We start from the raw sequence: 22,303 nt of genomic DNA, 5'->3' as shown, positions 1-22,303 counted from the left end.
ACGCCCAGCCTTGCGCAACGTGAGTTGCACCGCCTTCCGGCACTCCCTTCTCATACGGCGTAACGGGCCGCGAACCGATATCTCCTACTGGCATGACTTCTGCCTGCCGTTCAAAGACCTGCTCCGGAGCGAATTTCGGCAGCCTGATTTCCTAGGAACGCTTCCAGTCTACGGCGTTCCCTCCCTGTTAAGAAGGCACTGCTTACTTGTCTCCATCAACGCATTTAAGATTTATACAACATTATAGGGGAATCGCTGCCCGCAAGCAAGCCCGAGCTCATCATATCCAAAGCAACCGCGGCCGCTTCCGATTATTTCGGCAGCCTCTCGGCTAATGCCGAGAGGCTGTTTGGTTCGGTAGAGAAATGGCGACACTCGCTTAATCTAAATCAATTCCGATTTCCGAAGCAGTCTCTGCACGAGAACCGCAACTTCCGCTCTGGTAATATGAGCTTTTGGCGCCAGCATAGTACTCGCCCGGCCCGTGACGATTCCTGCCTGCAAGCTATCGGCGATTCCGCCCAGCGCCCATCCGGAAGCGCTCGCGGCATCCGCATACGGTCTCAGCAAGTCAGCCGCTTCCTTTCTAGGAAGCTTCGCTCGCAATTCAGTCATTTCCATCGCCTTTGCGATGATCGCCATCGACTGCTCCCGCGTAACGAGATCCTGCGGACGGAATGTTCCGTCTCCGTAACCGCTGATCAAACCGTATGCATAAGCCGTTTGGATCGCTTCATTGTACCCGTCCGATCCGCTTACATCCTTGAACCGGGACGCACCGCCTTCGGGCTTCAACCCCAAGCCGCGCACGAGGATCTCCACGAACTCTGCCCGCGTAATCTGTCGATCCGGATTGAACAAGCCATTCCCGGTTCCGGTTACGATCATCCGCGAGCCCAATTCGTTCACCGCCGCTTTCGCCCAGTGGCTTGCGACATCCGAGAATTCCAACGGATGCCGGACGACGGCGTACGTGCTATTCGTCCTGCTGCTAATTTGCGCGTATAATGTGCCGTCGATATTCACGACTTTCGTAGGGACATGGCGAAAGGTTCCGTTTGGATTCGCTACAACCCCGGTCGTGATTTGATTCGGATCAACGCCTTCCGGAATCGCAATCGCTCTTTCCACATACGCATTAAACTTCGGCACCAAGGTCGCCGTTTGTCCGAAAATCGCCTGTACAGTGAATTCCAGCGGCGGAGCGACAAGCGTGAATGTCCCTTTCGCTGCCGCGTCTTCGACGAGCTTCGCGGTTCCGGCTGCAGGTGTTGCGATCTCGATCCGAATGTTGATGTCCTGAAGATCGGCACCTTGACCAAACTGCGTTAACAAAGTTTGAATATCGATTTGCTCCGCGGGCAGTCTGTACATCGCGCGATCCGTTTGAATCACGATGGCCGCCTGCCTTTGCTCCATCTTTTTCACCAATAGACCGTTTAATTCGCCGATCACGACATCGGACGAGCCGGGGACCCGAATCGCGACCACGGCATTCACATTTTCCTCCTCAAGTTTTCGTTCCAGCTTCTGCCGATCGACGGTTACGGTCGTAACGGTCTGACCGTTCACGATTTTCTTCGCGGCCGTTCCCACGCTTTCGGTTTTGCCGTTCACCTGAACGATAAGATCAGCCGTTTGCGTTTGAGAATCGGACATAGGCTCACCGTCCCCTCCGTCCGGAACAGAGGCGAATGGCGTCGCTTCATTCGATGCCAAAGAAGCTCCGCTGCTGCCGGCATCGTTGATCGCTTTAACCGTAAACGTATAGGTCGTTCCGTTAGTCAATCCGGCAATCGTAATCGGGCTGTCCGTTCCGGTCGCCTTTATGTCACCTGGCGAAGAGACAACTTCGTAACCAATGATCGGGCTGCCTCCATCATTCGTCGGAAACGCGAAGCGAATCGACGCTTTGCCGTTGCCTGCGGTTGCCGATACCGCCGTCGGGGCATCGGGCACTGTAATGACCTTTATCAAGCAAGTCGCCGAGAAATCGCCGGATGCCGCGGTCGCCGTAATTGTCGCCGTTCCCGCTCCGACTGGCGTAACGACGCCGCCGGTTACCGTTGCAACGCTCGAGTCCGAACTGCTCCACGTTACGTTCCGGTTCGTCGCATTAAGCGGCATTACAGTCGCCGTTAGTTGAGAGGTCGATCCGCCAAGCTTCAAATTCAATGACGATTGATCCATCTCTACTCCGGTCGCGTCAATCTCCGGCGTAAGCGCCGTTAATGCTTGAACCACAACATTATCGAATAAGGCGGCATCGATACTATACAGCCTGAAACCGACTTTTCCGGAGCTGAAGGTGTCGTCCTCAAGACGATCTACCAATACTCCGTTCACGTACGTCGTTATTTTCGATCCGTCCGCTTCGATTTTGATATGGGACATCGCGCCCTGTGTCATAACCGCAACGGAAGGAAGAAAAATAAACGGTTTGATGCTTTGCCAGTTGCCGGCAACCTTCTTCAAAAATCCAAGTGTGCCATTACTAAACTGCCACATGTAATAATTGTCGTCATCCTTGGCTCTGAATGACAGCCCCATATACCCGTTAGTAATGGAAGCATCGAGCTCGTACGAATAATTCGTCCAGTCGCTTCCGGCCGCGCTTCTCATCGTCTCATTATCGGTCAGCGCAAGCAGGCCGTTATCGGTTGTTGCATGGCTCGTATTCTCCCATTTGCTCAACCCGTCGTTGAAATCGTCGGTCAAGAGCGCCCCTGGCGGAAACGAAGGAGGCGGTGAAACCGGAATACGGATCGGACTGACGACAACGTTATCGTACGCGGCTTTATCCCCAACTCCCGTCCAAAACCCGACCGTTCCGGCGCTAAAAGTATTGTCCGTCGTTGTATCGACGAGAATATCATCGATATACGTTTTGATGACGGACCCTTTTGCTTCGATTTTATAATGATGCGGAATATCCGTAACGAGACTTATCGGCAGGGCAATGTAAGGCTTCACCATCTGCCAGTTGCCCCCGACCCTCTTCATGAAGGCAAGGGCGCCATAACTGAATTGCCACATGTAAAAGTTGTTGTCGTCCGTCGCTCGGAACGACAGTCCCATGTAACCGTTGCCCGTAATCGTGACATCGGATTCATATGCATAGTCCGTCCAATCGCTGCCGATCGAGCTTCTCATGAATGCGTTGTTCGATAAATCGATCCGCTCGCCGTTAATCGCGGCATTCGTCGTATTGACCCACTTTCCTAATCCGCTTCCAAAATCATCGGTCATCCACGCATCCGCCGGAAAAACCGGATCGGGCGGCGGCACCGCCGCGGACGTACCGGAAGGTCCGCTTCCCCACACTTCCATCTCGTATACGGCCGGGCCTACACGCGAATCGCTTCCGTAACCCGCCGTACTGTAAAACCTTACATATCGAGCGTTGACTGCATCGAACCGGTACGCAATTTGGCACGTCGAGTTGTTGCGTTCCCTTGCGACCGTCGTGAACGTACTGAAATTAACGTCATCGCTGACTTGGATCTCATAGTCTTTTCCCGCTTCCCGCTTATCGAAATTGCCGAAATTCAGCGTGACCCGGGATATGCTCTTGGAGGAACCGAGATCGGCCTGCAGCCATGTCGGCGTTCCGCTCGCGCCGCCCCATTTGGTTCTCGTATTGCCGTCGAAGGCGTTCGACGCAGGCATGTACCCGTTGGAATCTTTCGCGGTTCCGGTCGCCGCGTAACGAACCAGCCCATCCCCTCCGCCACCGTATAACGTATTCAGCACGTTTAACGAGTTGGAGGTGACGACTTGCTCGATGTCTTCATGGAACGGGCCTTTGGGCAAAATCGTCTCGAACCCGGCAATCCCGTCATGATAAGCGTCGTAGGTAGGAACATAACCCGAATCGCCGCTGACGTTCGCGCTTAGAAGCGTAATCGGAAAAGGCGATTTCGCGCGAATATCCGCGCCGATTTCCACGAACGGCTCGCTGTCGACGCCGACGAAGCCGATCTCCGAGCCGATCTTAGCTCCGCTAAAGGTGAGGTCGTAGGTGGCGAATTCATTGCCCGGCACGGCATCGACCGTTTGAGTTGCCTGATAGGCATCGATCGGCTCGGTTAACGGTTCAGTAACGACATTGTTAAGGAATGGGATGATTTCTTTGCCGAATTGCAATCCTCTTGCCACAATCGTGTTGTAATCCGCATTTTTGCTGCCATAGATATCGGGACCTGCGTCTCCATAAAAGCCGTTAAGGAATAACGCGATAAAATCGGAATTCAAGCTGCTGTATTGCGATTCGATATAGTTGATGCCGATGCCCGTCAATTCCGTGGTGATCTTGTTCCATTTGGCCGGAGTCTCATTGCCGAGACCCGTATTGTGAACCGGATAGTTGATTGCGGCAGCGATCGGCATACCGTCGGAAACTCTCGTAAATTTCAATCCTACAAAGCGGTTATCGTACGCAAGGTTGGGGGATACGCCATAAGCCGGCCTGCGATTCACCCCAAGATTATTCCGGTCGACGATATACCCCATATTGGCAGGCGTCAAGTTAGCGATTGCCGAATCGATTCCCGCTATGAAGCGTTGCAAAACCGTTTCATCCGTAATCGTCTCCGGACCCTGATGATTGTGAGTCGGAATGAAGAATACTTGACTTGTCGGAACTCCGGCCGCATCGGCGAACCGTTGCAAGGTGCCAGTCGGGAACACGCGCATCGGATCCCGCGCAAGCTCGTCGTACAGCACCATATCCGGAACGACGAATACCAATCGTTTGAGGGTCACACTGTCTTCGAGCACCATAAACCGCGCATAGATGTGATCCAGAATATCGTCCGGCACGACAGCTTCAACGCCCCAATCCGTCCTCGTATTCGCGGTAGGCGTAATATCGATTTTAGACACTCCCACTTTCAGCCGGGAGGAGGCGGGTTCGGGCGAAACGCCCGTCCCGAATACCGAGGTTCCGCTGGAATTCCAGACCTGATTGGACGAGGCGAAGGTCATCGGAGGAATAACGGCGGAATCGAATAATTGGGAGTCGTTCTGCAAATAGATGCTGCTATTGCTGATGATGCCGCCCGTATTGCCTGTCCCTACCCAGTACGATTGATTGCCGGCGTACTTGGAAACGTTATTGTTTTGGAGCGTACAATGATCCACCGCGATATTGGCATTGTTCTGATAGATATCGAAAGCGGCACCGACATTATCGTGCAAATTGCAGCCGCTAAGCGTAATGTTTTGATTCCCTTTGCTAATATCGACGCCGGAGCCGTTGATCGAATCGCCGAATAACAACGTATTTTTCACTTCTACGTTCGCTAACAGCAAGTCGCTGCTTTCGATCGCCTCGATCCCGGCTACCCCGTTGCCGTCCCCTTTTAGGTAGCCTGTTTGATCTATTGTTACATGATCTGCGCCGCCGCCCGTCGTATGACTGAAACGCAAACTTCTGCCTCCGTAATTTTGCGTAAACGTACTGTTGATCACATTGAAGTTCCCCATCTGGTTGTTCGAGAGACGATCCGTATATTGATGGTCCAAGTCGCTTCCGTTGGAGGTGAATGCGGTGAAAACCCCGGTGTCGGTCCGATAAAACGTATTGTCTATTAGTGTTACATTGCTGATGACCCGTTTGCCTCCCACAGAATCAACGCCGCCGATCGTAAATCCCGTTCCGCCATAGAGATCCGGATATGGCATCCGCATTTTACCTGCCGCCGCGTCGTAATAAGCCGGGGTGGTTATCTCGGAATCATGGAAATAGCAGTTTTCCACCCAAATAAAATCATGGTCGTAAGTGTTGTTGTACCATACGCTGATGCCTGCCGGAATAGGGCCGAACTCCAGATTCTTTATTTTATAACCGCTGTAATCCACGATTTTAATTCCATAGACGTTGGTTGCTTCGCTCCCGGATAGAACCGGCCTGTTACCCGTTCCATAGGAAGAGATCAATATAGGGTTGGCTGCCGTTCCGTTCCCTTGAGGATAAAAGGTCGTTCCCGTCCATCTGTCGCCGCTCTTGAGAAGAATCTGGTCTCCCGGTTGAAAAACGACGGTGTTGGCCTTTTCGAAAGTTTTCCAAGGGGTAGACGGGCTCGTTCCGCTGTTAGAATCGTCACCCATGCTGAAGCTGACATAATAGATACGTCCAGCCGCATACGCCGGTTTTCCCGGAAAAATCGGAATCGTCAGTAGGGTAGTCAGAACCATAAACAAAATAAAGCGTTTACTTTTGAACGCGGTCATGGTCAATCCCTCATTTCGTTTAGGGTAGGATCCCTACCGACAGCAATCCCATCGAAGGAATCGAACAGCGAATCTTCAAATACCCGTAGACTCCGTCGTTGCGGTATTCGAAATCCGACGAAAGCCGGGCTTGCGAGGTTTCCGGCATCAGGAGCTCGATCGATTCCCCGACGGCGATATTCGGGTCGAGCCTCAGCACCGGATTGCGAATCGGATCCAGATGATTGTTTTGAATGCCGATCGCCAGTCTGGCGCCGCTACGCTCCTTGCGGCAAATGACGCGAACGTCGGGATGGCCGTTAACCGTAACGGCCACAGGCGCGCGGTTCACCCACCCCAGACAGCGAGTCAGTTGCTCCTGACGCGCATAGTTGTAGATCAACTGCATGCCGTTTCGGGCTTGATAGAAGTCGAACGCCATTACGCAAAACCGCCTTCCCTGCCCGTTCTCGTACAGAAATACGGCAGGGTAACGCTCATCGTCGCCGTTTCCTTCAAAGCGGCTGATAACGGTCGCTCCTTCACGAACGTCGAATGCGCGATAGATCTCGTCCCCAGGTGTCAGCAGCCAGACGAGATGGCCCGCGTAGCTGCCGCTAAAGGCTTCGTCCGAGAAAGATTCGAACCGCGGCGCTTTTCCCGCGGCGGATGACCGAATGCCTACGTCGATCCCCCGTTCCGCGAGCCAGGTTGCGGCCGACGCATCTAGAACGGCGCCGCGGTCCAGCAGCCGTTCCAATTCCTCGTCCGGCAAACCGGCGGCTCCATAGCCGGACAGCAGCACGGGCCCCTCGTTGTCCTCGTAGGCGACGGGAATGCCAAGCCGTGCCAGATAACGCAGCGCCACCGGTTCCTCCGGCCAAGTCGCGACGCCTTGGCCCGCATCCTCGGGCATCGCGACATGCATGAAATTGTTGGGTCGATACACTGGCATAACGCCGGCATCGCCATAATCGGCAGGAAAAAACCGGCTCAACTCCGCGTAGTACGGAGCCACTTCCTGCTGAAGCGCCACATACCCCGGCTCATGATCGGGAGGCGGCGAATAAACGACCGGATAGTGGATCATCGCGGGAAAACCGGCTGTAATGAGCCCTTGCTGATAAGCGTTCAGCATTGCGGAAGAGCAATGATACCGGGTATGCGGAAACGTATCTCCTTCTGCCGCAAGTTCGATGCCCCATCTGCCGGCCCAACTCTGTTGAAGCCGCGTTAATTCGATTACCCAGCCCGCTTGGGACGGTTCCTTGGCCCAGTAAGGAGCGCCGATCGTCCGCAGGAATGGCTTAGTCGGACCTGCAAGCGCTTGCAGCAGCGACAGCATGTCCACCCCTTCATTGCTCCATAACGTCATGCCCGTCGCCAGACCGATTCGAGTCGCCGGATTGACGGCATGAACGGCCCGCTCGATCCGCTCGGCGAAGCCGAGCAGAGATTCGCCAAGTACTTCCAGCCATGCCCTGCGGATTTCGTTCGGTTTTCCCTGCAGAGCTTGCTTGATTATCTGTTCCCGCTCCATCCTAATGCCCGTTTTTTCTTGAAACGCTTTCAGATGCAGCGGGCAGAAGCAACCTACCGATGCGTTCGGCTTATGCGTATGAAGCCGGAAATCGTCGTCCAGCAGAATCAATCCGACGCCCGATTCCGTCATGACGGCAAGCGCATCGCCGATATAACCGGCAAATGCCTCGTCCAGCGGACAATAGCAGCCCGCGGCTTCTTTGCCTTCCGGGCCGACGATTTGCTGGAAGACGGCAGGTCCTCCCGCAGACAAACTGCCTCCATGACCGATCGTATGGCCGAGCCAAAATGCCGGTTCTATCGCCAACGCTTGCAAATCCGCGATTCGTTCGCGGAGAAGATCCGACCATACCCGGTAGAGCTCCAAGCTTGGCGTGTCGATCGTTTCCTGTCTCGGAAGCGGCTCGAGCATGGCGTCTCCGACAACGCTTTTCTTCACTTTTACCGGCGTACGGCAAATGTTATCGAGGGGAGCGAATAATAGCGCCCGATCCGCCTTCATCTTGCGAAGAACATCCAGATAATCTTCCCACTGTTGTTCCTGGAACGAGACAAGCGGGATCGTGACGGAACTGTGCATGGACATGCGGTAATCCTCCCCGCTGCTGTGGATTGTTATAATCGATAGAGCTGAACTTGCCCGAACAGTCCGTACGGCTTGACGACATAATCTTTCGTCCAAGCGTCATTTTCCCGACGGAACGATCTCCAGTCGGTCCATGCGTTGCGGTCGTTCGCTTCGTGAAGCGGACCGAACAGATTTCTCGGACTCCCCATCACCTCGATATCGATTTCGTTGCGGCCCGGCCGCATCAACCCCGATAAGTCGAGGAGATTGGCTGCTTTCCAAGGGATATGCCCCGCCGTTCGTCCGTTCACGCGAACTTCCACCGTTACCGCGCTGTAAGTCCCGAGCTTAAGAGCGTAACATTCGCCTGCGTCCTCTTCGCAATCGTAATTCAAGTGATAAACCAGGCTGCCGCTATAATGAAAATAGCCTTGCAGGCCCCAGTCGCCGAAATGCAGCACGGCCGGTTCCGTCGTAATGCTTCGGTTCGCGTTCACGCCGAAATCTCCGACGATAAAGGCGTCTTCCAGCTCCATCCGGTTCGTATAGGCGCACGTTAAGATGATTTCGTTCCGCCCTTCGATCAACGGGGGAAGCTTGATTTTGTCGAATGACCGATCCATATACCATCCATCGGGCGCGTTCTCGACAGGTTGGTCGTTCAACGTTACCGTAAAATGGCGGGCTTCTTCAAGCACGAGATAGACCGCTTCCTTCGGCGCCTTCTGCACGTCGAAACGGAATATAAACTGCACCGAGGTACCATCCTTGGCATGAGGCTCGCCCACCCATTTGTATCGCTGCGGCAGCCCGTTGTAATACACCTGCCTCATCCCGAGCCTCTCCCTGACGGCCCGTTGGGCTTGCCACACTTCCGTTTCTTCCGACCAGCCGTCCTTTTCGATCCGGTACGAGCAGCGATCGAGCACTAACGCGTTGTCCGCGGTACGCGTGAACCGGCATGCCGGACCGAGCGATGCCGCCACTTCTCCCGGAGCGTCAGCAGGGTAGAATGCAGGAGCGTCGAAGTCAGGCGCTGCGAGATTAAGCTTGTTTTTATCGATAAGATAAAGCTTCGAGTCCGCGGGGCCGAACGCGACGCCGAAACGTAAGCCGCTTTCGTCCTCGAGGGCTTCCATTACCTTGATCTCGCCGGTTAACGTATTCCACTCTTCCAACCGCCCGGCGAACGGAATCGATACGGTAACGGAATGGGCTTGCTCGCGGTCGTTGTTAACAAGAAAAAGCGAATAATGATCCGGGTGTTCCCTGAGCATGTAGAGAATGGCTTGCTCTTCCGTCTCCGCTTCGTTGCGAATGCTCATCTTGCGGGGAACGGCCGCTTCCAATGCCGCCGCGGCTTCCGCCCGGCTCGCCGCGATCGTCATCCGAGGGTGCGCGAACAATTCGGCCGTCCGTTCGTCGATCGCCCCTTCGATTCTCGTCGGAACGGGCTCCAGAGCGATAACCCGACCTCCTGCTTCCAGCAATTTCAGGAGCAGCGCGACGGTGGACCCGAACAACGTTAGCGCAGGAGGAATGAGGACGGCCGAATATCCCGCCTTGTTGACGTAAATCTTGCCTTCCTTCACCGCCCCCTCTTTCTCCATGATGATCTCGTCGCCCAGATCGAAATCATAATGAATGCCCAACATATACCGAAGAAATTCGTTGAACCGTTCTCCGTACTCGTTCACGGAACGGGTGTATTTATCGGGAACCCAAGCTCCGGGAAACGTTAGCTCCGTTCCAAGCATGGACCAAGCGGTGGAAACGGGATGCAGCACCAGAACGTCCCGAATCGGCGTTCCTTCGCTAAGTACCGTCGACAAGCGGGCGAAATAGTCTTCCATCAAACCGTTGTACTTCCACCAGGACGTGTTGTAGCTGAACGCCGGCGGATAATCGCGCTTTCGGCATCCTTTGAGGCTGTATAGCGCCAGATGCTGGCAGCGCAGATTAACTCCCATCACGTACTGCCAATCCCCGATCCACTTCTGTCCCTCGAAATCGAAATCCCAACCCGTGCATCCGTACATCTCCGATAAGACGCGCTGTCGGCCGAACTGGTTCGCGACGCTCGTACATTGTTTGACGGTTAGATTTTCTTTCGTTTGCTCGGTAAGCATATCGATTCCCGGCACATGCTGATAGCGGTAATGGGGCATGACGGCGCCGCCGACCCGAATCGATGCGCCCATATCGTTCTCGAACAAATAGTGGCCGGTAAAAGCTAGCCCGTTGTTCTCGCACCATTCTCCGAGCTGCCGAGAATACGCTTCGCAGAAACGTTCCGTCACCGTGCGCCAGTAGTCGTGACGAACCTTGGCCGACTCTTCCCCCTCCAAAAACAAGTAGGGAACGAGGGAAAGCAAATCGTAGCCTCTTTTTTCAAGAAAATACTCCGCGAACCCGTCCGTCCAAGTCACCCAGCCTCTGTTGCCCGTGAAAGAGCAGTAACGATGCGCAACGTTGGGCTCGTCGGTAAAAATACCGGGTATCGCATTGCCGAACTCGCCGCCTACTTCTTTCTTATACGCCTCGTAAGTCGTATCGATAAATGCGTTCACGCTGTCCGGGTTCAGATTGTCCGAAGGCGCGTCTCCGTTGAACCATTCGGACGGAAGCGATATTTCTCTCCTAAAAACGAGCAGAGATTCACCGCTTTCCAGCTCCTCTGCAGCGTGCGGTTCTACCCGGACGCTGTCCCGCAGGACATCGCCGTCGATCTTTCCTTTAAACACGGCGAGAACCGCGTCGTCCGTTTCGAATTTGCCGGTCGATACTTCGATCGTCAGCCCTTTCGAACGGAACGCGTCTCCGCCCTGCGCCGGAACGAGGCCGCCCGCTGCTCCCGAAGGCCAGCGGTCTTCGTCGTAAATCCAGGCGGCCATGCCTTCCTCGCCCGCCGTCCGTACGGCCGTTTGGACGGCGGCCATCCATTCCGCGCCCATATATTCCGTTTCTAAGCCTTCGCGGGAGTGCATAAAAAAACCGCCGATGCCGTTTGCCTTCATATCCTTGATTTGACGAACCAACTCGTCTTCGGACAGCTTATCGTTCCAAGACCAAAAAGGCGCGGATCGATGCTCGGCGGACGGATTCGCGAATCGATCCCGCAACCCACTCAAACTGCTCATACACTCGTCTCCTTGTTGAATGCGGATTTCCTTGAACGCCCTCCAACGCTAATGCACGATGCCGATAAATAACAGATGAAAGTCGGTTCCTTTGCAGTCGTCCCGGTTGCCGTGGACAACCTCGATCTCGCAGTGGTGATATCCCGTCCCTAAGTCATCTCCGATTAGATAAGGCCGAAACCAGCCGTCCTCCGGACACCATGCGGCCCTTTCGCGGACGACTTCCGTCCATTCTCCCCCGTCAAGGCGATATCGGAATTCGGCGGATTTTTTGCCGAAATCAAAACCGAGCACCAGTCCTCTCCCGGCGAAGGAAAAGGATAGACGCGCTCCAGGCGCGGATGTAATCATTGCTAGCCCGGCACCGCGAACGTGATCCCACCGCCTAACGACCCAAGGCCCTTCCCGCTTCACTTCCGCCCAGGGGAGCAAGCTTGTTCGCTCCCAGTTGTCCGCATCGATCGGCGCCGGGAGCCCGCTTCGGACGGACGGTAAGCCCTCCGACAGTTCGTCCAGCAATTCTTTCCGCAAAAAATGGTTGACGCTCTCCGCATAGCTCCAACTGCCCCGACTCGTCGGATGCAGGCCGTCCGGAAGCCATTCGTCCCAGCGCATTTTCCCGCCGCGAACTTCCTCCAGCGCATGCAGGCCCATCCAGACCGAACTGATGCCGTAATGCTCCGCGAGTTGTTCGAATTCCGCTATGGAAGCCGGAATTCGTCCCTCGGACATATCCGCGTACATGAGATGATGAAAGGAATAGACCAGCACGACGTCCCGGTCCCCGTCGTTCAGCAGTTTACGGATCAACCCCTCCCGCGAACGACCGCGCTTGCCGATAGGCTCCTTCAGATCGTTGACCGCATATTCGACGAATACAAGATCGCAGCCGCGCCCGATAATTTCCCTTTCGGCCCGAAAGACGGCAAGATCGCTGCCCGTTCCTCCGATCGCCGCGTTCTCTACGGTAATTTGGACTTGCGGAAACTTCTCTACAAACCAGGCAATGACACCTTCGCACCAGTTATGTCGGGGCACGGGCTCCGTGATCGAGCCGCCGAGAAAACCGACGGTCAATTGTCCGAGCCCGATTTGCCTTCTCGTGCGGGCCAAAGCCGTTCGATGGTTATAAATCGCCGACGTCATCCGTTGCACCTGCCTCCTTCCTGCCACGTTATCCCTTGACGCTCCCGAGTACGATCCCTTTTATGAAAAAGCGCTGAAGGAAAGGATACACGATCAGAATCGGAAGCATCGCTACGAAGATTTGAGCCGTCTTGACCGTGCGCGTGGAAATGTTCAGCACTTCCCTGACATCGGAAACGCGGCTCATATCCGGATTCGTGACGATCGTTTGCAAATACGTTTGCAGCGGATAATGGAAAGGCTTATTCATATAAAGAAGCCCGTCAAACCACGAGTTCCAATGACTGACTAACGTGAACAATCCGATCGTCGCCAGCCCCGGCATAGACAGCGGCATAAAAATGCGAAACAGGATAACCCAATGGCCGGCGCCGTCGACAAAGGCGGATTCTTCCAACTCCTTCGGCAAACCGCGGAAGAAATTCAGCATAAGCGTAATATAGAAAACCTGTACGGCCGACGGCAGCACCAAAGCCCAGATCGAATCCAGCAACCCGTATGATCGGATAACCATATACATCGGGACCAGTCCGCCTCCGAACAGCATCGTCACGACGAAAAACCAGACGTAAACCGTTCTCGGACGAAAATGGATCGATTCTTTGGACAGCGGATACGCCGTTAATAAGGTCAGAAATACGCTAAGCGTAACGCCGAAAATCACGCGTTGCGACGATACCATGAACGCCTGGCTGAACTTGGACTCTCCCATGATGTACCGATAGGCGTCCAGGCTGAATTCGACCGGCCAGAATCCGACACGATTCGCTTCTGCCGCGGCCGGGCTGCTTAGAGAGAAAGCCAGCACGTTCAGGAACGGCAATAGGCACAGCAGCCCAAGCGCAATCATGATCGCGTTGATCGAAAATCTGGATAACCGGCTGCCGAAATTTTTCGATTCTACCATAGAGGCTCTCCTTTCTCAAAAGATGCGGTAATTAGCAAACCGATAGGCGAGCCAGTAGGACGAAGAAATCAAGAACAATCCAATAAACGACTTAAATAGACCGACAGCCGTGGCGACGCTGTATTGCGCATCCATAAAGGCCAGACGATAAAGCATCGTATCGATAATATCTCCCGACGAGTAGACGGAAGGGCTGTACAGAATGAACACTTGCTCGAACCCGGCATTCAGAATGCTGCCGAGACTTAGTACCGAAAGCAGAACGATCGTCGGCGCAATGCCGGGCAGCGTTATGCGGAGAGTTTGCCGCCAGCGGCCGGCTCCGTCGATGTGCGCCGCCTCGTAAGTGGTCGGATCGATAGCCGTAATCGCGGCCATATAGATGATGGTGGAAAAACCGAAGTCTTTCCATACGTCCGTGGCGACAAGAGTAAACGGAAACCATTGGTTGCTGCCGAGAAAAAAAACGGATTTGAATCCGAGCCATTCGATGAAACGATTGACGATCCCTCCGTCAATGGACAAGACGTCGATCAGAATGCCGCCAAGAATGACCCAAGACAGAAAATGGGGCAAATAGATGAGCGTCTGGACCGTACGCTTCAGAAAACGAATTCTCATCTCGTTCAGCAGCAATGCCGCCGCAATCGGAACGATTAATCCGGCTATAATTTTCATGACCGCGATAAAAACCGTGTTATAAATGACCTGATAGATTCCCGGCAAATTAAACAAATAGGAGAAGTTATCGAACCCGACCCAGTCCGAGCCGAACAAGCCTCGTCCCGGAACGAAAGATTGAAAGGCAAGAACGATTCCCGTCATCGGCACGTAAGCGAACAAAATCGTAAAGATTATGCCGGGTACGAGCATCAAATGAAGCGGCAAATTTCGTTTTAAAAACAATGCGTTTCGTTTCATGGTTGTTACCTCCCTCGGCCATGCAATGCGGCAGCCGAGAGGGATTATACGAAAACGCTACAATCCCTCCGCTGTGTCCCCGACTTATTTGAAACTGTTGACTTCCTCCGTAATCTTATCGCCGCCCAATTTGTTCCAGTCGCTCACGAACCGGTCGAACGAATCGATCCCTTCGTCACCCAATATGATTTTCATGATCATCGCATCTTCCATTTTCTTGAGCGTCGGCATTTTCTCCGCCATGGCCGGCGTGGAAGCGACTTTTAACGGAGTGGAGAGAATGTAATTATTTTTGTAATAGTACTCGTCGAGAACTTCCAACCCGCTCTTCGGAGTCCCGAATGACCGATTGAACGCCCATCCGTTCTGAATGCTAGGATCTTTCGAATTTTTGGGATCCTTCAAATACTTGTTAATTCCGTCTAGATAGGCAAAGACGTTTGGCGTGTTTTTCGTGCTGTCCGCCTGCTCGTGAGCGAGGAGCGCGGCTTTTACGTCTCTGAATTCGGGAATATGGGTCATCGGAGCGAGCGGATTCACGATACCGTACACATAGTACAAAACGCCGGTATCGGGATCGGATCCGTACTTCTCGTCCTCCACTTGATGAACGACCCAGTTCTGAACCCAGAAATTCGCCAGCTTGACGACCGCTTCCGGATGCTCGTAGCCTTTGCGTACGACCCAATAGCCGGAAGCCGTGGATCCGATATAGGCTTTGGAAGGCGTGCCGTCTACGCTCGGCATCGGATAAGCGTTCCATACCGCATCCGGATTGTTGGCATAAGATTGTTTAAGCGAGCCAAGCGGGAAAGCAAAGTTTCCGAACGCCATGCCTACTTTGCCGGAGGCGATCGATTCCTTCATCTTCTCGACATCCTTGACCCCGAACTCCGGATCGATGATGCCTTGTTTATATAACTCGGCAAGCTTCTCCAGCGGAGCTTTCATTTCCGGCTGAATGCTGCCGTATACCGCCTTTCCGCCAGCATCCGTGACCCAAGCCCCCGGATAGGCGTGAAAGCTGTTAAAGTAGCCGATGAACGGATTCATCAGTTCTTTGCTCAAAGCCAAGCCGAACGTATCCTTTTTGTTGTTTTTGTCCGGATCCTGCTCCGTGAAGGCTTTGGCTACGGCTATCAACTCGTCTGTCGTCTTCGGCGGTTGAAGCCCGAGGTTATCCAGCCAATCTTGACGAATCCACAGTTCCATGGCAGACCAATACCCTTGCGTGGTCACCGGAATTCCGTACAGTTTGCCGTCCACGGTCGAGCTCTTGATCGCGTAGCCGCCGTCTTCATCCAGCATTTTCTTCGTATCCGGGCTTACGTATTTGTCGTACAAGCCGGACAAATCTTCAACCATGCCGGCTTTAACTAAATTTCTCAGCTGCACGCCGTCCACCAGCATCATGTCCGGAATTTGTCCGGAAGCGATTACCGTGTTCACTTTGCTGCTGTATTGATCTCCTGCCACCGCGAACTCATTGACAAGTTTGACGCCGAGGCCGCTTTCGTAAAAATCGTAAACCCGGTTTTTATCGATGGATTCGCCGGGCGCGTATTTCCAATCGGTTCCGACCGACCTCCCGATATTCACGGTGATCGGCGGATCGAACTTTCCAAGCGGATCGACATTCTCGGGAGCGGCGCTCTGCGTTGCTTCCGGCTTATCCGAACTTGCGGACTGGCTCGCGGACCCGCTATTCGATTTCGAGCAAGCGCTTAAAGTCCCAGCAGCCGTCATGATGGCGAGAAGCAAAACAACGGATTTCTTCCCTGCGCGTTTGGCCATGCTTGTTCCCCCTATGGTTCATTGTGGATGATCACTCGAGTGATTGACCTCATTATAATGGACTGGCCATCCTCCCCAACAAGAGTAATGTTTTGCTGTCGCTTCTATTTTGTTGCTCTCTTGCGCCGATTTATTGTCGATCCGTAGATTTGCGGTTAGGATGTAGAAAAGGAGGGTGTCTTATCGGGATGAATACGATGTTTCCTTTACGTTACGGCATTTTCCTTAAGCTCTGGACGACTTTCTTGGCGATTCTGATTCCTATTTACGCGATCGCTTTCCTCATGAGCAAATCCGGGGTCGATATTATGCGCCAACAAATTTATCACCTGATGGAACAGAAATCCGCCTATTTCGTTTCTTCCATGGATTCCGAGTTCGAACGTATCTCCCGATTGCAGTTGGAATTTCTGAGCGATTCGGATTTGCAGGATCTGAGCAACCGGCCCGAAACGCTTAAAGTGTACGAACGCACGAAAGCTTACAACGATCTGCTGACCAAACTGAAGACATTGGCTTCGTCCAGTCGATATATCAAGGAAGCCTTCGTCCTTATGCAGCACGATAATCGCCGCTTGTCGTCCGTTAATGGATATACGGAAATGGACCCCGGCGAATTCTCATCGTTTAGCGGGCTGAAGAAATTTACCTCGTCCGGTTTGAGCTATAAGAACGATCAAGTTTATTTCATTCTCGGCTTCCCGCAGCTGTCGAGCAGCACTTTCCTTCTGGTCATCGAAATTTCCCTCGATAAGATCCGGGAGGAAATCCGGAATCCGAATACGATCGGAGACGGTCTCGCCTATATCAAGAGCAATGACGACGGCACCGCGATGTCCGTCTCCTCCTTCGACAGGGATGCCTACGGCGAGCTTCTCGCCGGGGAAATTGCAACGGAAGAAGGGACAGTGATCCATGTTCAAGACAAGTCTTATTTGCGCTTCGCGGAACGATTCAAATCCGTCAATTGGTCATATGTCATGTTGGTCGACGAGAAAAAGGTGCTGCAGCCCGTTCTTCCGTTCAAGCGATGGTTGTGGATATTGTCCGCCTTGTCCGTCTTTGTCGTGTTCGTCGTCTCGCTCTCTCTGCTTAGGGTCATTCATAAGCCGATGCTTAAGCTATTGAAAGCTTTCCGGCAAATCGAAACCGGTCAATTCGACGTTCATCTTCAGCACCGGACCCGGGACGAATTCAATTACGTGTACGATCAATTCAACCAAACCGTTATCCGGCTTAACATTCTGGTCAAGCAAGTGTACGAGCAAACGATCCGCAGCCAAAGGTCGGAGCTTAAGCAGTTGCAATCGCAGATAAACCCCCATTTTTTCTATAACAGTCTTTACATTCTCTATCGCATGGCTCAGGAAGAAGATTACGAAGGCGTGTCCGCCATGTCCAAGCATCTGGGGGATTATTTCAAATTCATCACGCAGAACAAATCGGATGTCGTTTCCTTGGACAAAGAAATTCAGCATGCGGCCGTGTACGTATCCATTCAGCAGCTCCGGTTCCATGATCGCATCGTTTTCCGATTCGACATCGAGGGTCCCGCCGACGAATGGGAGGTGCCGCGCCTCATCATTCAACCTTTCCTGGAGAACGCCATCGTGCACGGCCATGAGCATACGATCCGGGACGGGCGCGTGGACGTCCGAATTCGTTGCGACGAATCGGTTTTGGTCGTTGAAATCGAAGACAACGGAAAAGGGGTCGAATCGGATGCCCTGCATGAGTGGGAAAGGAAACTGCGGACTCAGGACGAGACCGACGATCACGCCTTGTGGAACGTTCATCGCCGTTTGCAGCTTCGTTACGGCGCAGCTAGCGGAATTAGGCTGCAAACGGGCAGCAGCGGGGGTTTGCTCGTGACCATTACAATTAACCGGAAGGGGAACGGTACCGATGTTTAATGTGCTGCTGGTCGACGACGAGCCGTTTATCGTGGATTCCATGTTTAATATGCTGGAGAGATCGGACAGAAACGAACTTCTCTTATGGAAGGCGACGTCCGCTCCCGAAGCGATAGAGATCATGCAGGAGAACCGGATCGATATTCTGATCACGGACGTGCGAATGCCGGGAATGAACGGCATCGAGCTCGTGGAGCGGGTCAAAAAACATTGGCGGAACTGCAAAGTCATTTTTTTGTCCGGTTACTCCGACTACGAATATTTGCAATCCGCGCTTCGCCACGACGCTTTCGATTATTTGCTAAAGCCGGTCGATGACGATACGATTCTGGACACCCTTCAAAGGGGAATATTGGAAATCGAAACCGAACTGCAAACGCTCGACGTGATGGCCCGAGCGGAACTTCAATTGCAGAAAGCTCAAAATCTACTTCAAAAGGAATTCGTCGAGAGCTTGTTAACGTCGCAGCCTCCCGCGGCGAATACGATACAATCGCAGCTTCGCGAGCTTCAGATCCCTCTTCTGCCCGATCGGTCTTTCATTATGATGCTTGGAAGGGTCGACCGGTGGCCGCAGGACTACTCGCCGAAAGACAAGCTGCTGATGCAAAATGCGGTCCACAACATCGTAGAGGAGTATTTGCACCGGATATGCCGAATTCAATCATTTTCCGAAAGCCGATATTCCGTTTGGCTCATTCAGATCGACGAACCGGATTCGCCGGACGAGGATCAATCGAAAATTCAGGACCCCGCCAAACTGCAATGGTATATTAACGAGCTCCTTGAAAAAATCCAACAGTCTATCCGGCATTATTTGCGCCTTCCCGTCTCGTTCGTGCTCTCTAAGCCGGACGTCGAATGGGGACAAATCCATCAAGCCTACCACTCCATGCGCGAACTGATTCAGAGGGGCATCGGTCTCGACGAGGAGATCATCCTTGTCGAGCAAGCGGACGATATGCTGGTCCGATTCGGGGGACCGGAATGGATGTCCCAAGATGTTAGAAAGCATATCAATCAGTTGCTTAGTTTGCTGGAATCCGGCAACGGCGCTGCCTTCCGGCAGGAATTAACCCGTTTTCTTCAGCTCGCCCAACGATCGGTCTTTCTCGATTACGCTTTTCAATTGGAAATCTTCGCCCATCTGTCTGCCATGTTCTTGACCTACATGAACGCCAGAAAATTGACCGGCGCGATCGCGAACGCCCCAGGCTTGGACCCTCTGGCCCATTACGGCAAACATGCTAATTGGCCTGCGTTGGAAACTTATTTCTTGCAATTGACGGATCGGTTGCTATCGCTTGCGGAAGGAGAGAGAAAAGATCAGAAGAAAGAAATTATCGATCAAGTAGACGCGTATATCGTGGACAATTTGCAACGAAATATTTCGCTGAGCCATCTCGCCAAGCGGTTTCACCTTAGTCCTTTTTATCTATCGCGGCTCTTCCATGCGGAGAAGGGGATTTCTTTGTCCGATCGGACGAAAATGCTGAAAATATCCAAAGCGATGGAGCTTCTTCTCGTGGATGGAATTAAAATCCAGGAAGTCGCGCTGGAGCTCGGCTTCGACAACGTTCCCTACTTCACTAAATTTTTCAAGAAAAACGTCGGCATTACCCCGTTGGAGTACAAACAGAGCAACAATAATCCATGAAAGGAAGGAGAAATCACCAAGACCGTGAACATGCAACGTAATCCTATTCGGGTCGTAGCAGCTCCGGACTCGTTCAAAGGAAGCCTATCAGCGAAGCGTGAAAAGGGATACCTGCCGTTCGGAGAGGCGCTGACGGCTCCTCGAACGGCAAGTATCCCTATTTCTTTCTCATTCGTACGATCACTGCATTTCGGATCAGCGCACGCTATCGTCCGTTCGCTTAAGCTTTTTTCCGGAACAGCGCCACAATGAGAGCGAGCGCGCCGAGGACAACGCCCGCGATTGCAATCGACAGCGTCAGCCCGTCGCGGCTGTCGCTTGATTCAGCCCCGCCCGTGGCTGCCGCGCCATGGCCATCTCCATGTCCGTCCCCTGTCGCCGCCGTAACCGTCGTAACGGATGCCGGCTTATCTGCGTCCGGAGCGCCAGTCCATTCGACGACTTCGCCATCGCCATAGGTCTGGTACGCCTTCCAGACGAGTTCTTTCGCGTCGTCCGCGATTTTTCCTTGAAAGCGGAATTCCGCGAATTCCGTTGCGCCGATACCAGATCCATCCGCTTTCCATGTAATGCTGACGACTTTGTCGTCCGCACCCTTTTCGAATGCATACGTCCAGCCCGCTTTCGCCTCCACGCGGCTCACATCGGCGCCGGCCGGAACGGCGACTTTTACTTCTGTCGTCGCGGTCTCTTTCTCCGAAGGGACACGCATCGTGAATACTTGGTAAGAACCGGCAGGCGCTTCCTTCGGCTGCACGGTCACGTGTGCGCTGGCAAGGCTAGCGAAGCTGAATGTCAATAACAAAGCAAGTACGAGCACAAAACTTTTTTTCATGGGAACGATCCGACCTTTCCTGTCCGATAGGTTGTTTGATATTCCCAAGTATAGTCCCCGACAGAAAAAGGCGCATGACTCGAAAGAGTCATACGCCTTTGCAGTCTGTGACGAAATTGCGACGCTCGCGGCTCATCGCCTTTAATCCGTCTCCACCATGCCCCGTTCGTAAGCGTAACGTGTAAGCTGGACCCGGTTATCTAAATGCAATTTCTGCAAAATGTTTTTCAGATGGTTTTTTACCGTATGCTCGGACAAGATGAGCGCAGCCGCCACCTCCCGGTTCGTCTTCCCTCTCGCCACTTCCTGCAAAATCTCCCGCTCTCTTGGTGTAAGCGGCTCGATCTCGGACAGATCTTTACGCGCAGTCGCAGGGTCCGCCGTCTTCCTAGCCGATAATTCTCTTAATATCGCCGTCGCCAGTTCGGGATTCAGCGGCGTTTCTTCAAGCGCGACCGCTCTCAAATATTCCCGCCAAGCGGAAGGATTCAAGTTTTTCAGCAAGTAACCTTGCGCACCTTTCCGAATGGCTTCGAACAAATGAGACACCTCGTCGGATACCGTCACCATGACGATTTTCGCTTCGGGGTACGCGCTTTTGATCGCTTTCACCGCTTCGAAACCGCCCATTCCTGGCATGTGAATATCCATTAAGATCAAGTCCGGCCTGAGTGCGCCGGCCAGTTCAAGCGCTTCTTCACCGCTCGCAGCTTCGCCGACGACTTCGAAATCGTCCATCGCAGAGACAATCGTCCGCATCCCTTCCCTGGCATGCTTATGATCGTCCGCCAACAATACTTTAACGGGCATACACGCCCTCCTTATCCAACTTCCGCAATTCGACAACCGTACGACTTCCGCGCCGTTCCGCTACAAAAGTCCACCCCATCGCCTGAGCTCGGTCGCGAACGATGCGGAGCCCGAACCTCCCCTGCGCCTGAAGCGGATCTGCGGCAAAACCGACGCCGTCATCTTCGACCGTGCAACGGAATCCGTTCTCCCCCTCCTTCTCGCCGTTGACGAACACGCGGGAAGCTTTCGCATGCTTGCGCACGTTAATGATCGCCTCTCTTACGCAAGCGTGAAGTTCGATTTTCTCCTTGTCGGTCAAGCTTCCTTCAGGAATGCTCCAGTTGAATTCCGCCGTCGCTTCCGCAATGCCAGCCGTCTCCCCGAGAAGCTCGCGCATCGGAGCGACCCAAGCCGCCTCCGCCGGGGAAGGCGGCTGCTTGAGGTTCGCGATCGCTTGCCTCACGTCCTCATGCATGACCCGCACCGTCTCCCGCAACCCTTCCGCAAGCGGCTTCACCGGTCCTTCGACAACTTGCTCGTCCAACTGGTCAAGCTTCACCGCCAGCAGGAAGAGAGATTGCGAGATGCCGTCGTGAAGCTCCCTTGCCAATCGCTCCCTCTCCTCCAGTGAAGCGTTCGATTCTTTCTCCCGTTGCAGTGCCTGTTGCGACTGTTCCAATCTGCCGAAAAGCCCGCGTACGACTGTCAGGGTAACGACCAGAACAATAAAGGGCGCGAGGAAGTTACCGAGATCCATCGACAAATAAGGCAGGAGGAACGTATGGCGGATGTATTCCCACAGCCCGATCGTTAACGTCGGGATAAGCAGAATCAACCACTTCAGACGCCGGTCTTTGCTCCGGAAGATCATCTTA

Annotated in this window: 12 protein-coding genes; 2 read left to right on the top strand and 10 right to left on the bottom strand. The window is 53.6% G+C overall.

Annotated features, from left to right (window positions below):
• Positions 1-384 precede the first annotated feature (384 nt).
• From ACFPOF_RS08245 to ACFPOF_RS08215, 7 genes are all read right to left on the bottom strand, one after another.
• Complete coding sequence (locus tag ACFPOF_RS08245; RefSeq protein ID WP_378131456.1) at positions 385-6,234, bottom strand: S-layer homology domain-containing protein; 5,850 nt, start codon at positions 6,232-6,234, stop codon at positions 385-387.
• A 19-nt stretch (positions 6,235-6,253) separates the two neighbouring features.
• Positions 6,254-8,341, bottom strand: coding sequence for a hypothetical protein (locus ACFPOF_RS08240; RefSeq protein ID WP_378131454.1), 2,088 nt, complete (start codon positions 8,339-8,341; stop codon positions 6,254-6,256).
• A 29-nt stretch (positions 8,342-8,370) separates the two neighbouring features.
• A complete protein-coding gene (locus ACFPOF_RS08235; RefSeq protein WP_378131452.1) occupies positions 8,371-11,463 on the bottom strand; it encodes a glycosyl hydrolase in 3,093 nt (1,030 codons plus the stop codon).
• A gap of 48 nt (positions 11,464-11,511) precedes the next feature.
• Complete coding sequence (locus ACFPOF_RS08230) at positions 11,512-12,609, bottom strand: SGNH/GDSL hydrolase family protein (protein WP_378131450.1); 1,098 nt, start codon at positions 12,607-12,609, stop codon at positions 11,512-11,514.
• 28 nt (positions 12,610-12,637) lie between these two features.
• Entirely contained in the window at positions 12,638-13,516 is an 879-nt protein-coding gene (locus ACFPOF_RS08225) for a carbohydrate ABC transporter permease (protein WP_378131448.1), read from the bottom strand.
• Between the two features lie 15 nt (positions 13,517-13,531).
• Positions 13,532-14,437 carry an ABC transporter permease gene (locus tag ACFPOF_RS08220; protein ID WP_378131446.1) on the bottom strand — a complete coding sequence of 302 codons (906 nt, stop codon included), beginning with the start codon at positions 14,435-14,437 and terminating at the stop codon, positions 13,532-13,534.
• 84 nt (positions 14,438-14,521) lie between these two features.
• Positions 14,522-16,231, bottom strand: a complete 1,710-nt coding sequence (locus ACFPOF_RS08215) for an extracellular solute-binding protein (protein WP_378131444.1) — start codon at positions 16,229-16,231, stop codon at positions 14,522-14,524.
• Between the two features lie 188 nt (positions 16,232-16,419).
• Here ACFPOF_RS08215 and ACFPOF_RS08210 point away from each other — a divergent pair, with 188 nt between their 5' ends.
• Together ACFPOF_RS08210 and ACFPOF_RS08205 are read left to right on the top strand one after the other, a co-directional pair.
• Entirely contained in the window at positions 16,420-18,144 is a 1,725-nt protein-coding gene (locus ACFPOF_RS08210) for a sensor histidine kinase (RefSeq protein ID WP_378131442.1), read from the top strand.
• A complete protein-coding gene (locus ACFPOF_RS08205) occupies positions 18,137-19,801 on the top strand; it encodes a response regulator (protein ID WP_378131440.1) in 1,665 nt (554 codons plus the stop codon). The genes ACFPOF_RS08210 and ACFPOF_RS08205 overlap by 8 nt, the downstream gene beginning before the upstream one ends.
• 220 nt (positions 19,802-20,021) lie before the next feature.
• On the opposite strand, the gene ACFPOF_RS08200 is transcribed toward ACFPOF_RS08205, so the two are convergent.
• The 3 genes from ACFPOF_RS08200 to ACFPOF_RS08190 all read right to left on the bottom strand — a co-directional run bounded on the left by ACFPOF_RS08200 (position 20,022) and on the right by ACFPOF_RS08190 (position 22,299).
• Positions 20,022-20,636, bottom strand: a complete 615-nt coding sequence (locus ACFPOF_RS08200) for a YcnI family copper-binding membrane protein (protein ID WP_378131438.1) — start codon at positions 20,634-20,636, stop codon at positions 20,022-20,024.
• 141 nt (positions 20,637-20,777) lie between these two features.
• Entirely contained in the window at positions 20,778-21,446 is a 669-nt protein-coding gene (locus ACFPOF_RS08195) for a response regulator (RefSeq protein WP_378131436.1), read from the bottom strand.
• On the bottom strand, positions 21,436-22,299 hold the full coding sequence (locus ACFPOF_RS08190) for a sensor histidine kinase (protein ID WP_378131434.1): 864 nt from the start codon (positions 22,297-22,299) through the stop codon (positions 21,436-21,438). Before ACFPOF_RS08190 ends, ACFPOF_RS08195 begins: the two co-directional genes overlap by 11 nt.
• Positions 22,300-22,303 lie beyond the last annotated feature (4 nt).

Origin of the sequence: Cohnella soli, assembly GCF_042655525.1 — a bacterium.
Taxonomy (GTDB): domain Bacteria; phylum Bacillota; class Bacilli; order Paenibacillales; family Paenibacillaceae; genus Cohnella; species Cohnella soli.
This window is presented reverse-complemented; position numbering and strand designations above follow the sequence as displayed.

Coding starts and splice junctions, on each gene's coding strand:
- ACFPOF_RS08245 (WP_378131456.1), bottom strand. CDS start 6,234: ATGACCGCGTTCAAAAGTAAACGCTTTATTTTGTTTATGGTTCTGACT.
- ACFPOF_RS08200 (WP_378131438.1), bottom strand. CDS start 20,636: ATGAAAAAAAGTTTTGTGCTCGTACTTGCTTTGTTATTGACATTCAGC.
- ACFPOF_RS08205 (WP_378131440.1), top strand. CDS start 18,137: ATGTTTAATGTGCTGCTGGTCGACGACGAGCCGTTTATCGTGGATTCC.
- ACFPOF_RS08235 (WP_378131452.1), bottom strand. CDS start 11,463: ATGAGCAGTTTGAGTGGGTTGCGGGATCGATTCGCGAATCCGTCCGCC.
- ACFPOF_RS08220 (WP_378131446.1), bottom strand. CDS start 14,437: ATGAAACGAAACGCATTGTTTTTAAAACGAAATTTGCCGCTTCATTTG.
- ACFPOF_RS08225 (WP_378131448.1), bottom strand. CDS start 13,516: ATGGTAGAATCGAAAAATTTCGGCAGCCGGTTATCCAGATTTTCGATC.
- ACFPOF_RS08195 (WP_378131436.1), bottom strand. CDS start 21,446: ATGCCCGTTAAAGTATTGTTGGCGGACGATCATAAGCATGCCAGGGAA.
- ACFPOF_RS08230 (WP_378131450.1), bottom strand. CDS start 12,609: ATGACGTCGGCGATTTATAACCATCGAACGGCTTTGGCCCGCACGAGA.
- ACFPOF_RS08210 (WP_378131442.1), top strand. CDS start 16,420: ATGAATACGATGTTTCCTTTACGTTACGGCATTTTCCTTAAGCTCTGG.
- ACFPOF_RS08190 (WP_378131434.1), bottom strand. CDS start 22,299: ATGATCTTCCGGAGCAAAGACCGGCGTCTGAAGTGGTTGATTCTGCTT.
- ACFPOF_RS08215 (WP_378131444.1), bottom strand. CDS start 16,231: ATGGCCAAACGCGCAGGGAAGAAATCCGTTGTTTTGCTTCTCGCCATC.
- ACFPOF_RS08240 (WP_378131454.1), bottom strand. CDS start 8,341: ATGTCCATGCACAGTTCCGTCACGATCCCGCTTGTCTCGTTCCAGGAA.